Origin of the sequence: Asanoa siamensis, from assembly GCF_016862555.1 — a bacterium.
In the GTDB taxonomy this organism is placed as follows: domain Bacteria; phylum Actinomycetota; class Actinomycetes; order Mycobacteriales; family Micromonosporaceae; genus Asanoa; species Asanoa siamensis.
Map to the genome: position 1 here is coordinate 1 of NZ_BONE01000130.1, position 14748 is coordinate 14748.

Annotated in this window: 12 protein-coding genes; 7 read left to right on the plus strand and 5 right to left on the minus strand. The window is 72.6% G+C overall.

The genetic code is table 11. The features are described from left to right. A partial coding sequence (locus Asi02nite_RS39125) for a DUF5925 domain-containing protein (RefSeq protein WP_203719109.1) occupies positions 1-1048 on the plus strand: 1048 nt, incomplete at its 5' end. On the opposite strand, the gene Asi02nite_RS42535 is transcribed toward Asi02nite_RS39125, so the two are convergent. Beyond that, the gene (locus Asi02nite_RS42535) at positions 1039-1164 is read right to left on the minus strand and encodes a hypothetical protein (RefSeq protein ID WP_275410446.1); all 126 of its coding nucleotides are present in this window, start codon (positions 1162-1164) and stop codon (positions 1039-1041) included. The two genes, Asi02nite_RS39125 and Asi02nite_RS42535, sit on opposite strands and share 10 nt — an antisense overlap. Positions 1165-1230: 66 nt before the next feature. Beyond that, positions 1231-2991: a CocE/NonD family hydrolase gene (locus tag Asi02nite_RS39130; protein ID WP_203719110.1), complete on the minus strand. Its 1761-nt coding sequence runs from the start codon at positions 2989-2991 to the stop codon at positions 1231-1233. A 176-nt stretch (positions 2992-3167) separates the two neighbouring features. Between Asi02nite_RS39130 and Asi02nite_RS39135 the strand changes: the two genes are divergently transcribed. From Asi02nite_RS39135 to Asi02nite_RS39155, 5 genes are all read left to right on the plus strand, one after another. Continuing rightward, a complete protein-coding gene (locus Asi02nite_RS39135) occupies positions 3168-4286 on the plus strand; it encodes a HupE/UreJ family protein (RefSeq protein WP_203719111.1) in 1119 nt (372 codons plus the stop codon). 30 nt (positions 4287-4316) lie between these two features. Beyond that, a complete protein-coding gene (locus Asi02nite_RS39140; RefSeq protein ID WP_203719112.1) occupies positions 4317-7109 on the plus strand; it encodes an outer membrane protein assembly factor BamB family protein in 2793 nt (930 codons plus the stop codon). A 193-nt stretch (positions 7110-7302) separates the two neighbouring features. Further along, the gene (locus tag Asi02nite_RS39145) at positions 7303-8805 is read left to right on the plus strand and encodes a carboxypeptidase regulatory-like domain-containing protein (RefSeq protein WP_203719113.1); all 1503 of its coding nucleotides are present in this window, start codon (positions 7303-7305) and stop codon (positions 8803-8805) included. 55 nt (positions 8806-8860) lie between these two features. Continuing rightward, positions 8861-9670, plus strand: coding sequence for a helix-turn-helix domain-containing protein (locus Asi02nite_RS42540; RefSeq protein WP_275410447.1), 810 nt, complete (start codon positions 8861-8863; stop codon positions 9668-9670). Between the two features lie 51 nt (positions 9671-9721). Continuing rightward, positions 9722-10663 (plus strand): alpha/beta hydrolase, encoded by a 942-nt coding sequence (locus Asi02nite_RS39155; protein WP_239127644.1) that lies wholly within the window; start codon positions 9722-9724, stop codon positions 10661-10663. 4 nt (positions 10664-10667) lie between these two features. Here the strand turns inward: Asi02nite_RS39155 and Asi02nite_RS39160 are convergent, their stop codons facing one another. Genes Asi02nite_RS39160 through Asi02nite_RS39170 form a run of 3 tightly spaced genes read right to left on the minus strand, consistent with a single transcriptional unit; the run spans position 10668 to position 13165 of the window. Beyond that, a complete protein-coding gene (locus Asi02nite_RS39160) occupies positions 10668-11846 on the minus strand; it encodes a hypothetical protein (RefSeq protein WP_203719114.1) in 1179 nt (392 codons plus the stop codon). 11 nt (positions 11847-11857) lie between these two features. Next, positions 11858-12928, minus strand: coding sequence for an FAD-dependent oxidoreductase (locus Asi02nite_RS39165; protein WP_203719115.1), 1071 nt, complete (start codon positions 12926-12928; stop codon positions 11858-11860). Between the two features lie 51 nt (positions 12929-12979). Continuing rightward, positions 12980-13165 carry a hypothetical protein gene (locus Asi02nite_RS39170; RefSeq protein WP_203719116.1) on the minus strand — a complete coding sequence of 62 codons (186 nt, stop codon included), beginning with the start codon at positions 13163-13165 and terminating at the stop codon, positions 12980-12982. Positions 13166-13360: 195 nt separating this feature from the next. On the opposite strand from Asi02nite_RS39170, the gene Asi02nite_RS39175 reads away from it, so the two are divergent. Next, positions 13361-14748, plus strand: a 1388-nt coding sequence (locus Asi02nite_RS39175) for a vWA domain-containing protein (RefSeq protein ID WP_203719117.1), incomplete at its 3' end; no start/stop codon positions are given.

Sequence of the window (14748 nt, forward strand, 5' to 3'; positions counted from 1 at the left end):
CTCGCCGCGCGACGTCATCGACGCCCTCGCCCTGACCGCGTTCGTCGCCGGTCACCAGCCGCACGCCGTCTCGCGTGACCTGACCGACGTGCGCGCCGACGCCACACTGCTGCCGGCCGGCAGCACCGCGGTGCGGGAGAGCGTCAGCCCGACCGAGCAGGCCCGGCTGGCGTCCGGCGACGGCTGGACGCTGCGGTCCGTGCACTGGCCCCGCAACAAGAGCGCCCACGTCTCCGTCACGGCCGTGACCGCCGCGCTCGCCGCCGACGTGCTCGAGCGCGCCGTCGAGGGCATGACCGAAGAGCCCGCGCCGGTCGAAGAGGCGGTGCAGATGGGCTTCTGGTACGCGGGGACGCAGGGCCCGCAGCGGCACCCGCGGCCGATCACCGCCGAGTCCTGGGCCGACATCCGCGTCAACTACGCCGGTGTCGCGGCGGCGCGCTTCGACCAGCTCATGAAGATCGACAAGGAGTCGGTGCACGGCCGGCTCCTGCTGTTGCACGGCCCGCCCGGCACCGGCAAGACCACCGTGCTGCGGGCGCTGGCGCGCGAGTGGCACGACTGGTGCCAGTTCGACTGCGTGCTCGACCCGGAGGCGCTGTTCGCCAGCCCGGCCTACCTGATGGAGGTCGCGCTCAGCAGCTCCGGGGACTGCCGGTGCCCCGACAAGCGGCACGACAAGTGGCGGCTGCTGCTGCTGGAGGACTGCGACGAGCTGATCCGCGGCGAGGCCAAGCAGAACACCGGCCAGGCCCTGTCCCGACTGCTCAACCTCACCGACGGCCTGCTCGGCCAGGGCCGCAAGGTGCTCGTGGCGATCACGACCAACGAGGACCTGGCGCGCCTGCACCCGGCGGTCGTCCGCCCCGGGCGTTGCCTGGCCCGCATCGAGGTGCCGGCGCTGCCGTTCCACGAGGCCACGGCCTGGCTGGGCAGCTCGGCAGGGGTGCCCGCGGCCGGCGCGTCCCTGGCCGAGCTCTACGCGCTCCGCGAGGGCTACGGCGAGACGGCCGACCACGAGCCGGCGGCCACCGGCCTCTACCTCTGAGGCGCGTCGCCGAAGTCGCCGGCCGCCCAGCCGTGGTAGCCCGCGCACATCCCGTCGCCCTCCGCGAGCGGCAGCTCGTGCACCGTCCGCCCGCCCTCGACCAGGCGCACAGCCATGGGACGCAGTATGCGCGGGCGACCGGGTGCCCCGGACAGAAGGCCAGGGCACCCGGGCGAAAGACCTCAGTGTCGGTGCGGGGCGAGCGGGAAGGTGCCCGGGCCGACGTCGGTGAGGGTGCGGGTGAACTGACGTAGGTACGTGTCCAGGAACGGTGAGCGGTCACCCTGCGTCGGGTGGTCGAACCGCGGGTTCTGCAGCGAGAGCGCCAACCCCGCGCGGGTCACCTGGATCGTGTTGCCGCTCGGGGTGTCGCGCCAGCTTCCGCTGCCGATCGTGCCCAGTTGGACGCCGAGCTGGTGGCCCACCTCGAACGTCCAGTCCGTCGACTTCAGGTCGAAGGCCACCCGGCCCGGTCGGGAGATCAGCGCGACGTTCTCGTCGAACATCACCGCCGTGCCGTCCGGGGCGACGTCCCACAACCGCACCATGACGTTGCCGACCGCGCTCGCGTGCAAGGAAACCCGCGGCGTGGCCGTGATCCGGACCCGGGACGTGACCGGCGTCGACCAGGTGAAATAGCTGTGCGCGTCGGCGGCCGCGCGGCCCGTCGAGCTCTCCGGGGCGGGATCCGTGTAGTTCTCCATGTCCCACCCAGGCTCGACGGCAAGAGCCAACGGCGACGCCACGCCGTCGTCGACATACTGCCCGTCCGACAGGCGGGCCACGGTGGACGTCGACGGGAGAGGCCACGTCGGCTGCGCGCGCCAGGCGCCGGTGTTGTCCTCGACCGCGTACGCCGGGTCCTTCACCGAAGGCCTGATCCCCTTCAGATACCAGTCGTAGAAGCGCATGACCTCGTCGAAGAAGCCGGCCCGGCCCATCAGGAGCTGACCCTGCTCGTTGGTCTCGTTGCCGCGGACGTGCTCCCACTGCCCGAGCCAACCCCGCTCCACACCGCGGTGGTTGTCGAGGAACTCCTCCATGTCCTCCGGCTTCGTGTTGTTCTCGATGAAGCCCTGCGTGACGAACAGCGGCGTGTCGGTGCCCTTCGCGTCGGCGGCGAGGTTGCGGTCGCGCCAGTACCGGGAGCCCAGGTCAGGGTTGTTGTTGTTCGTCAGGTTGTCGCTCAGGCACTCCGGATGCGCGGTCTCGTAGGCCGCGTTGGCCTTGTAACGGTCCGTGTCGTCGGCCAGCGACGGCATGGTCGCGATCCCGTTGTACGCGTTGGGCGTGCCGGTCACGTTGGGCCGGGGGACACCGTTGCTGAACAGGTAGTTGTACATGTTCCACACCGGCTCCTGCGCCACCACGGCCCGCAGCGCGGGCAGGCGCAGGTTGTTGCCGACCAGGCCCGTCACCGCGTCGTACGACTTCCCGTACATGCCGACCTTGCCCGTCGACCACGGCTGGCGCGCGACCCACCGGATCGCGGCCTCGACGTCGGCCTGCTCGCCGGGACCGGTCCAGTCGAGACAGCCGGTGCTGCCGCCGAAACCACGAAGATCGACCATGACGTACGTGTAGCCGCGCGCGAACAGGTCGGTGCCCGTGGTGAAGTCCGCGAACCGGTTGGACGGCCCGGTCCGGGTCCACCCTTCCGGCCCCGTCTGTCCGGCGTGGCTGAAGTAGGGCCCCACGGCCAGGATGACCGGCGTCTTCGCCCGCGCGGAGAGGTGCGCCGGCCGCAGGACGTCGGCGTGCAACTCGGCGCCGGCGGACGGGAAGTAGGCCTCCGTCCACACCGCCCCCTCCGGGACCCGGGGGTTCTCCTCGTGCGTGACGCCCGGTGCCGGCGCCGGCGGGGCGGCGGTGGCCGTCCCACTCACCGTGAGCACGGCAGTCGTGATCACCGCGGCGGCTGTTGCCAGCCTGCGCATGTTCATCTGACCTCCTGAGCGATAAACATCGATGCGAGGTCGACGCTATCGCGTCACGGTCCTGTTCGGCCGCCCGTGGGTGAGGGCTTTTCGGTGGCCGGATGGCCGGCACCGGAAGGTTCGGTGAACGCGGTCGGATCGACCTTGCCTACTGTGGAGAGCGCACTGCAGGGTTCATTCCTGTGCGTTTCCTGGCAGCTCTGGCGTCCCTGGTGGCCGTCTTCGTGGTCGCCGCACCGACGGCCGCGCAGGCGCACGTCCGGTCGACCGACGTCGCGGTGGACCTGCGCGGGGCGGGCGACAGCGTCGCGGCCGTCGTCGACCTGGAGTACGACGTCCTCGCCCGGCTGATCAGCCTCGACGGCGCTCTGAGCCTGGACGCGGACCCGGCGACCGCCGAGGTGCCGACCGACCTGCGCCGCGCGTCGCTGAGCGCGCACGCGACCGAGGTGGCCGCGTACGTCGGTGAGCGGCTGCGCCTGAGCCGAAGCTCGATCGGGTGCACCGCCCGCGCGGACGGCCACGTCGCGCTCGCCGACAGCGGCGCCGTGCGCGCCTCGCTCGTCTACGACTGCACCGCGGTCGGCGCCCTCACCGTCCGCGGTGACATCTTCCGCGCCTCCGACGGCGTCGTCGACGACACCATCACGACGGTCGCGTACGACGTCGACGGCAGCCGCGGCACGGCCCTGCTGGACACCGGCAACACCACGTTCACGGTCGGCCGTGGCGACCTGTCCAGCGAGATCCCGCGGTTCCTCCGGCTCGGGGCGCTGGACCTGCTCCTCGGACCCGAGCACGTGCTGTTCCTGCTGGTGCTGCTGCTCGGCGCGCAGCGGCTGCGCGACGTCGTCGAGGTCGCCGTCGCCTTCACGGTCGCGCACTCGGCGACGCTGGTGCTGGCGGCGCTCGGCTGGGTCGACGTGCCCGCGTGGATCGTCGACCCGCTGATCGCGCTGTCGATCGTGTACGTCGCCGTCGACAACCTGCTCGCGCCGAAGCGGAGTCACCGGCTGCCAGCGGTCGCGGCGTTCGGCCTGCTGCACGGGCTCGGGTTCGCCGAGGCGGTCAGCGTCGACGGGCCGCTGTCCACCGACACCCTGGTCGACCTGGTCTCCTTCCACATCGGCATCGAGGTCGCGCAGGCGGCGCTCATCGCGGTCGCCTTCCCGGCCCTGCTGTTCCTGCGCGCGGTCACGACCTGGCCGCGCGCCCGCACGCTCGGCACCGTCGCGACGACCGTCGCGGTCGCCGGTGCCGGACTGGTCTGGTTCGTCGAACGCTCGCCGCTCCTGACCTGACAGCAAGCTCCTCCCACCAGAAGGATCTCGATGTCCGCGTTCACCTGGACACGTGCGCGCCTGCGCGTCGTCCTGTACACCGCCACGCTGGCGCTCGCCGCCAGTGTCGTGGTGGGTCCACTCGGCGACCTCGTCGCGTACGCCATCGACCCGCCGGAGGCCACCGTCACCGGCGTCGTGTACGTCGACGCCAACAGCGACGGCGTCCGCGGCGAGGGTGAGGCCGGCCTGGCCGGCGTCCGCGTCTCCGACGGCGTGGCCACCACCACGACGAAGTCCGACGGCACCTACTCCCTGACCATCTCGACCGACCGGCGGACGACCGACATCGTGTGGGCGACGCAGCCCCGCGGCTACCGGTTCGGCCTCGACGCGTACAAGGAGCCCAGGTTCTGGGCCAACCTCGGGCAGCTCGCCGACGGCGGGACCCCGGCGGCGGACTTCGCCCTGCAGCGGGACCGGCTCTCCGACGGCGACAGGTTCTCCTGGGCGAACATCGCCGACCCGCACGTCAACGCCCAGCTCCCGGACCAGATCCGGGAAATCAACTCCACGGGTACGGACCTGCGGTTCATCGCGGTCAGCGGTGACCTCACCAACGACGCCAGCCAGGGCCAGTTCGACACCTACCGGCGCGGCACCCAGCAGTCCGCCGTGGGCGTGTGGCCGGCCGTCGGCAACCACGAGTACGCGGGCGGGTCGGCGTACGCGGACCGGATCGACAACTACCGCAGGAACGTCGGGCCGGAGTGGTACTCGTTCAACTACGGCAACCGGCACTTCGTGGTGCTGGAGAACAACGGCTCGGCGCCGTTCGACGAGCAGCTCGACTGGCTCGAGGACGACCTCGCGGCCAACGTGCCGCTGGACGGCAACCCGCGCAACGACATCGAGGTCGTCGTGCTCACCCACCAGCCGATGAACGTCCCGTTCGGCTCACCGTCCACGTACGACGCCTTCGGTGACGTGCTCGAGCGCTACCGGACTCAGCTGATCCTGGTCGGCCACGAGCACTCCAACCACGTCGAGAACGACTCGGCGTTCGCCTCGACCGCCAAGCACATCCAGACGGTGTCGAGCTCGTACACCATCGACAACGCGCCGCGCGGCTTCCGCTACATCCACATGGCGGGCGCGGGCTTCGACAACCCCTTCCGGATGTACGGCGAGAACGAGCACCTCACGGTCGTCAGCCCCGCGCCCGGCTCGACGGTGCCGGCCGACGGCTTCCCGGGCATCCAGGTCAACGCGTACGACACCGGCGACGAGGTGCTCTCGGCCCGCTACCGCCTCGACGGCGAGAAGAAGTGGCGGTCGCTGCGGCACAGCGGCGAGTTCACCTGGCACGACGACCCGCCGAAGGGCCACCTGAAGGCCGGTCGGCACACCGTCGAGGTCGAGGTCACCGACTTCGCGGGCAAGTCCTGGCGCACGTCCGCCGGGTTCGCCCTCTCCCGCGACCGCGCGCTGCGGCCGGAGGGCCGCGGCGACTGGGACCAGCACCACGGCAACGCGGCCCACTCCGGTGTGGCGGCACCGCAGGACGCCGGTCGCCGGCTCGCCTGGAGCTTCCGCACCGACGGCACGTTCCTCACCGGGTCGCCGGTCATCCACGACGGCGTCGTCTACGCGGGCACCCGCGACGAGAACGGCGACGGCAACAGCCGGATCCACGCCATCCGCCTCGCGGACGGCAAGGAGCTGTGGAACTACGAGGTGCCGCAGTCGATCCACGGCAGCCTCGCCTACGCCGACGGCCTCGTCTTCGCGCCGACGCTCGGCTCGGAGCTCTACGCCGTCGACGTGCGCGACGGCCGGCTGCGCTGGAAGGCCGTGCCGGAACAGGCCGCGGCCCCGAACAACCAGCGCACGTACGGCTACTACTCGCCGGCCGTCTCCGGCCACACCGTGCTCTGGCCCTACCAGACCCGGTTCGGCATCGGCAGCCAGGGCGTGCTCAAGGCGCTCGACACCCGTACCGGTAAGCAGATCTGGGCCTCGCCCATGTCCGGCGCGACCATGAGCGACGGCACGCCCGCCGTCATGGACGGCACCGTGTTCGTGGGCAACGAGACGGCCGACCGGGTGCTCGCCTACGACCTGGCCACCGGCGCGCGCAAGTGGACCAGTGCCGAGTCGCTCGGCAGCTGGCAGGACGGCGTGCCGACGGCGGCCGAGGGCAAGGTCTTCATCGGTGCCAACAACGGCATCGTCGCCCGCGACGCCAGGACCGGTGCGACACTGTGGACGTACCGGAGCACCCGCTCCTCGCTCGTGTCCAGCGGCTCGACCCCGAGCGCCGCCGCCGTCCGCGACGGCATCGTCTACATGGGATTCCCGAGCGGCGCCGTCGTCGCCCTGGACGCCGCGACCGGCACCGTCGTCTGGGAGCGGGTGCTGCCCGGCGACATCTACCACGGCGGCGTCATGTCCAGCCCGGTCGTCGCCGGGGACACGCTCTTCGTCGGCGCCAACAACGGCCGGTTCTACGCGCTGGCCACCGACACGGGCCAGATCCTCTGGAACCACGAGATCGGCACGTGGGTGGGCGCCGGCCCGGCCGTCAGCGGCAACACCGTCGTGACGGGCGCCTGGGACGGCAACCTGTACGCGTACGTGCCGGGCGGTGCGTCCGCACCGCGCTGGGCGACGCTCACCGGCACGGTCAGCGACCCGGAGACGGGCGCGCCGATCGCCGGCGCGAACGTGACGGCCTCGCCGAGGGTCAGGAGACCGCGGTCACCACCACCGACGCGCGCGGTCGCTACCGGATCGGCCTGCCGGCCGCGACCTGGACCGTCACGGCGGCCAAGCGCGGCCTGATCGCCGACGGCCGGTCGACGGCCACCGTCACGGTCGGCACCGGCGGCACCGTCTCCGCCTCGCTGAAGCTGATCAAGGTGGCGCATCCCGTCGCCGGGAAGTCGACCTGCGGCCGAGTCTCACGCCGCCGGACTCCTGGGACCGGCCGAACGACCAGCTCGACCTGCCGGCCCTGACCGTCGACGGCGCGGCCGTGGTCGGCGAGGGCCAGTACCGGGCGGACCCGACCATCAAGGCGCGGGTGCGCTACGAGACCCTGCCCGACGCGCCGATCGTGAAGATGACGGTCACGCTGACCAACACCGGCGCGGCCGGCTACCAGGGGTACTTCAACTACATGATCGACCCGGACAGCTCGGCCGACAACGGCCGGATCCCCGGGTTCAGCGGCGTCAACCCGGGTCTGAAGACCTCGGGCTGGACCGGGAACTACGTGTACGTGGGCGCCGACGCGGCCACCACCAACGGTCAGGCCGCGCACGGTCTCGCGTGGGCGACGGACACGCCGGCCGCGGTCGGCGCGTACGGCTACATCGAGGGTCTCTACTACGACGCCGCGCTCGCGCCGGGTGCGACGAAGCAGTTCAGCTTCTACCACCTGACCGACTACGCGACCGCCGGCGGCGACCCGACCGGCGCCATCGCGCGGTGGGCCGACGAGATCGACCTGCACGACCCGGCCGTCCCGGACGCCGCGCGCGCCACCGGCACGATCACCGCGGCCGGCGCCGCCGTAGCCGGTGCCCGGGTCGCGCTGTCGCGGGGCGACACCGTGGTCGCGACCACGACCACCTCCGCCACCGGCAGGTATCTGGTGAAGGCACCGGCCGGCGCGTACGACGTCCGGGTGTCCAGGTCGGGCTACCAGACGGCGGCGGGGACGGTCACGGTGCCGGCGGCGGGCAGCGGTGTGGCCGACATCGCGCTGGCGCCGGTCACGGTGGAGGCGAGCTACGGCAAGCAGATCGGCGCGGGCCTGGTCGAGGCCGGCTACGGCGACGTCATGCTCGAGAACGACAAGCTCTCGATGGCGATCGCCGACGCGTACGACGACTCGCAGCTCTCGGGTGGCACCCGCGGCAAGCCGGTCGACGTCGCGGTCCGCGGGATGGCGGACCAGTTCGACTGGATCAACCTGCCGTACGTCCTGGCGACCCAGCCGACGGGCGGCAGCGCGTGGGACATCCGGACGGTGGCGGCGACCGACGTGCGGATCGTCCAGGCCACGGGCGACAAGGCGGTCGTCGAGGTATCGGGCCCGGTCAAGGGGATCGCCGGCCTGACCGCGACGACGACGTACACGTTGAAGCCGGGCGAGAACTTCGCCACGGTCTCGACGTCGCTGCGGAACGCGGGCTCGTCGCCGCGCAACGTGTGGACCGGTGACGCGATGGACCACGACGCGGCGGGCCAGGCGAGCGTCATCCCGGGCGCTGGGGTCGTGGTGCCGGGTGCGACGGCGGCCTACACGCCGACGAGGCCGTACATCGGCATGACCGGCACGGACCCGCAGGTCTTCGGTCTGGCGTACGGCACTCCGGCCAGCGCGTTCGACGTGTACGCCGCGGGCAACTGGGTGATGAGCCGCTTCAACGTCGACGTCCCGGCGGGTGGCTCCTACACCCTCACCCGGAAGGTCGTCGTCACGCCGGGCACCGACGCGGTGTCCATTCTGGACGGCGTCTCCGCGCCGTAACTGTCGCGGTGGCCGGCCCTTGGTGACCCTGGGGCCGGCCACTACCATCGGTGGTATGCGCGTTCGTGTCGCCGGCGCGGCCGTGGACGTCGCGGTGCCGCCGGCGGCCGCCCGCGTCCCCGGCGTCGCGATGGCCGGGTTCCGCGGTCGGGCGGAGGATCCGGTGCACCTGCGGATGATCCCGTACCCGGCCCGCACGGTGTTCGTCGATCTCGGCGACTCGCTGCTCGTCGACGACACCGACGGCACGGCCAAGCGGGGCTGTGTCGTCGTCGGCATGATCGCGGGCAGTGTCCGCGGCCGTGGGCGCGACGTCGACCTGCTGCAGGTGCGGCTCTCGCCCCTCGCCGCCCATGCGGTGCTGGGCGGTGGCCCGGCCGGGGCGGTGGTCTCGCTCGAAGACCTCTGGGGACGCGACGCCGAGCGTACGCGTGAACGGTTGGCGGGTTTGAGATCCTGGGACGACCGGTTCACGGTCATGGCGGCCGCGCTCGACCGACGGCTTTCGGCCGGCAAGGCGATGGACCCCGAGGTCGCCCATGCCTGGGGGCGGATGGTGGCGGCCCGGGGCCGGGTCCGGGTCGAGCGGCTGGCCGGCGAGGTCGGCTGGAGCCGCAAGCGGTTGTGGTCCCGGTTCCGCGCGCAGGTCGGTCTCACCCCCAAACGCGCCGCGGCGCTCGTCCGGTTCGATCGTGCGGCGCGCCGCCTCGCCGCCGGCCACAGCGCGGCCCGGGTGGCGGCGGAGACCGGTTTCGTCGACCAGTCGCACCTGTGTCGGGAGGCGATGGCGATCGCGGGGACGACACCGCGGTCGGTGGCGGCCGCACCGTGGCTCGCGGTCGACGACGTCGCGTGGCCGGCCTGAGGGAACATTCGTCCAAGACGAGGCGACGCGGCGGCGGCCATGCTCGCGGGTATGACGGGACGGGCGCCACTGGGCACGCGCATCCTCCGGGACAGCCGGGACTGGGCCGCGATGACGGACGACGAGGTGATCGCCGCGCGGGACGCGGCCAACAGGGCGGCATCGTCGCCGGCGGGACGGATCGTGACGGGCCTGCCGGACCGCGGGGCCCGCATCGAGAACGCCGCGATCGACCTGCCGGGCCGTACCGTGCGGGTGCGGGTGCACCGCCCGAGGTCCGGTCGGCGGCCGTTGCCGCTGATCCTGTCGTTCCACGGTGGAGGGTTCATCGCGGGCAGCGCGGTGCAGAACGACTGGCTCAACAGCCGCCTGGCGGCGCGCTGCCCGGCCGTGGTCGTCGGGGTGGACTATCGGCTCGCGCCGGAGCACAAGCTGCCGATGCCGGTCGAGGACGGCTACGACACGCTGGTCCGGATCGTCGACGACGCCGCCGCGTGGGGCATCGACCCGACGGCGGTCGCGGTCATGGGGGAGAGCGCGGGGGGCACGATCGCGGCGCTGGTGGCGCTCCGCGCCCGCAAGGCGCTGCGGGCCCAGGTGCTGAACTACCCGTGCACTGACTGGACGGCGTCGATGCTCGACTACCCGTCGGTCGCGGCGAACGCCGACAACCCGACGCTGCCGCTGTCCCGCCTCCGCGCGGCCCGCAGTTTGAGCGTGCCGGCGGGTTTCGACGCCCGCACGGTGTCTCCGGTGACGTCCGAGGACCTCGCCGACCTACCTCCGGCCCTGGTGATCACGGCGGGTTTGGACCCGGTGGCGGACCAGGGCCGCACGTACGCGGACCTCCTCCGCGAACACGGCACGGCGGCCCGCCTGACCTGCTACGCCAAGGCGACGCACACGTTCCTCAGCACACCCCACCTGGTCCCAGCGGCCCGCCCGGCCCGCCGCGAGATCCTCACCTTCCTCCGCGAACACCTCGCCCCGTGACCGGCTATCCCCAGAGACGGTCCGCGGCGATCCACTCTTCGAGCGCCGGTTGGGTGGCGGGCAGCCCGTGCCGGGCGAGCTGGTTCCTGGCCGTCGGCACGGTGTCGAGCACCCGATGCCGCGCGAACGACCGGCACACCTGGCGCTGCTCCTCGGAGAGCAGGGCGTACGGCGGCGGCACCGTGCGCACCTGTGGGAAGAACTCCTCAAGGGCCAGGACGACGAGTCGCAGCGAATGCTCCACCAGCGATGGCTCGGCCAGCCGGCGCAGCAGCAGCGAGCGCGCGGCGGGAGCGCGCGGACGGGCGCGGAGGTAGAAGCAGACCGCGACGTCGTGCAACTCGCCGTCCAGGAACGGGAAGTAGGCGATCTCGCTCGGCCCGTCGAAGCAGCACTCGTCGACCAGCACCAGCACGTCGGCGTCAGGGTCGTGGAGCAGCGCCGACAGGCCGATCGCGGCGCCCCAGCGCTCGATCTGGTCGTCGCCGGCCAGGTGCCGCTCCAGCGCGTCGATGAGTCGGCGGTCGCCGCGCATGCCGATCATGCCGGCCGCGACGGAGGCGGTGGCGGTGATGCCGGGCGCCGCTTCGTCCTTCCCGAGGAGCTCGGCCAGCGCCGGCGCCGTCGTATCCCGGTCCTCGGGGAAGAAGGCGACCAGGTAGGCGGCGTACAGCCGGTACAGCGGGTTCGGCGAGCGCAGCAGCTCGACGAACGTGGGCATCCCGGCGCGGACCTGGTCGTAGGCCCGTACGCCCGCGCGCTCCAGCTCTCGGTTGAGGTCCTGATCCTCGAGACCGAGCATCTCCAGGCGCTCCGCCAGGTGTGCCGTCCCACGCGCCCGCTCCCGCTGCTCCGCCTCGCGCTCGAGGTCGGCCACCGACAGGCGTTGCTTGCGCGCCACCTCCCGCCGCCGTGCGGGCCAGTCGGGCGGATCTTCGAGACAGTCGACCTGCTGCCCGACGGCGATGTCGCAGAGCAACATCATCGTCGCGTCCTTGTCGACCACACCCGGGTCCCGCACCAGTTCCAGCAGGGCCGGGACCGCCTGGACGCTGACCTCCGCCCGCTCGCCGGAGCGCACGAGGAACCCGCTGGCTCGTCGGTAGGCGGTGAGCCGGACGGCCGGGTCCGGCGCCGTGAGTGCGTGCTGGTCGACGGCGGGTCCCGGAAGCGCGCTGATCATGGCCGGGGAGCTTATGCGACGACCGGTGCGCCCGCCGCGGTCCGCGCCTCGAGCAACTCCCGGATCTCGCGGACCGCCGCTCGGCCCGCGCGGTTCGCGCCTACCGTGCTCGCCGACGGGCCGTAGCCCACCAGGTGGATGCGCGCGTCGGCCGCCACCCGCGTGCCGTCCATCACGATGCCGCCGCCGGGGGTGCGGAGGCGGAGCGGGGCCAGATGGTCCAGGGCCGCGCGGAAGCCCGTCGCCCACAGGATGATGTCCGCCGGCTCGAACGCGCCGTCCGGCCAGGACACGCCGTCCGGGAGGATGCGGGAGAACATCGGGCGGCGGACCAAAATCCCGCGCGCCCGCGCCTCCGCCATCGCCGGTGTCCACGGCAGGTCCGTCACGCTGACCACGCTGCGGGGTGGGAGGCCTGCCTTCACCCGGTCCTCGACCTTGGCGACCGCCGCGCGGCCGTACTCCTGGTCGAACGGGCCTTCGACGAAGACCGGCGGGCGGCGGGTGACCCAGGTCGTCGACGCCGTGACCTCCGCGATCTCCAGCAGCGTCTGGACCGCCGACGTGCCGCCGCCGACGACCACGACCCGCCTGCCCGTGAACGCCGCCGGGCCGCGGTAGTCCGCCGTGTGCGGCTGCCAGCCCCGGAACGTCTCCGCGCCCGGATAGTAGGGGCGGAACGGGCGCGTCCACGTGCCCGTCGCGTTGATCAACGCCCGCGCGTGCCAGGTGCCCTGCGACGTCGCGACCAGCAACCGCTCGTCGGGCAGGGACGACACCGAGGAGACCCGGACCGGCCGCTGCACGTCCAGGCCGAACCGGTGTTCGAACGCCGCGAAATAGGCCGGCACGGCGGTGAAGGCCGGCGCGTCGAGGGCGGGCGGGTCGAAGTGCATGCCCGGCAGGTCGAAGATCCCGTGCACCGTGGCCATCCGCAGCGTCGGCCAGCGGTGCTGCCACGCGCCGCCGGGCGCCGGGTTGGCGTCGAGCACGACATGGTCCAGCCCCGCGCCGCGCAGGTGGTAGGCGCTCGACAGCCCCGCCTGCCCCGCCCCGATCACCACGACATCGACATCCGCCACACCAGCGTCAACACCGTTGTCCGCGCCGGGCCATCCCGGGCGCGGCGGATCTCACATCCGGGGCGGGTCCGGGCAGTCGAACAGGTCGACCAGCGGGCCGATGGAATAGGTGTGGCGGCCGTCGTCCGGGGTCACCTGGATCACCGGGGCGGGCGCCGGCGCGTCGTCGGTCGCGGAGTACGCGCCGAGCGTCAGCAGGCCCAGCGCGGCGGCGACGATCAGTCCCTTACGCCTCACGTGTCGCACCGTAGCAAGGCCCGTCAAGGTCTCGGCCCGGACGCGTAACGGTCTCGGCGGCGACTCGCGGAGATCACGGAAAGACACGCCGCGGTCACGGATATCCCGCTTCGGCAACGGCTCGGCAACGACGGGAGCGCCACCCGTACCCCGTCTGTCCAATGGAGAGGTCCATGACAGCGGGGAGGAAATGCGATGAAGCACACGGTGGTACGCCTCGCGGCGCTGCCCGTCGCGGCGCTGCTGGCGCTGGCGGGCTGCGAGGCCGGCGGCAGCGACTCGACCGGCCGCGAAGCCTCGGCCCCCAACGCCGGCGGCGGCTACGACGCGCCGAAAGCCGAAGCGCCCGGCCAACGGAATCCACAGTCGACATTCGCGGTGGACGTCGACACGGCCTCCTACGGATATGCCCGCCGGGTGCTCCGCGAGGGCAACCTGCCCGACCCGACGATGGTCCGCCCCGAGGAGTTCGTCAACGCCTTCGACCAGGACTACCCGGAGCCCCGCGGCGACGGTTTCGCGGTGCACGCCGACGGTGCGCGCCCGCCCGCGGCCCACCGCGCCGAGGGCGACGTGCGCATCATGCGGGTCGGCCTGCAGACCCGATCCGAGACCGACCTGCGCCGCCCTGACGCCTCGCTGACCTTCGTCGTCGACGTGTCCGGCTCGATGGCCGAGCCCGGCCGCCTCGACCTGGTCCGCGACGCGCTGCACACGCTGGTCGACCAGCTCCGCCGCACCGACTCGGTGGCCATCGTCGCGTTCAGCAGCGAGGCCCGGGTGCTGCGGGAGATGACCCGGGTGTCGGAGAAGGCCGACCTGCACGCCGCGATCGACCGGCTGCGGCCCGACGCGAGCACCAACCTGGCCGCCGGGCTGACCCTCGGCTACCGGGTGGCCCGCGACGGCTTCCGGGAAGGCACCTCCAACCGGGTGGTCGTGCTCTCCGACGGTCTCGCCAACACCGGCACCACCAGCGGCGAGGAGATCCTGCGCCGGGTCCGCGAGGAGGCCGCCAAGGAGATCGCGCTGCTCGGGGTCGGCGTCGGCAGCGACTACGGCGACGCGCTGATGGAGGAGCTGGCCGACGGCGGCGACGGGTTCGCGGTCTACGTCAGCGAGCCCGACCAGGCCCGTGACGTGTTCGTCAACCGGCTGCCGGCGACGCTCGAGGTGCGGGCGCTGGACGCCAAGGTCCAGCTCACCTTCGACGCGCGGACGGTCAAGGAATACCGCCTGATCGGGTACGAGAACCGCGCCGTCGACGCCGAGGACTTCCGCGACGACCGGGTGGACGGCGGCGAGGTCGGCCCCGGGCACAGCGTGACCGCCCTCTATGCGGTGCGGCTGGCGGGCGACGTCGACCTCGGCGCCAAGGTGGCCGACGTGCGGGTGCGCTGGCTCGACCCGGCCGACCGGAAGCCCAGCGAGGCCGCCCACACGGTCACGGTCGCCGACATCGACGCGGGGTTCGAGGCGGCGGCGCCCCGGTTCACGGTCGACTACGTGGCCGCGTACCTGGCCGAGTCCCTGCGCGACAGCGGCGACGCGATCCCGCTGGGCGAGCTGCGGCGGATCGCCGA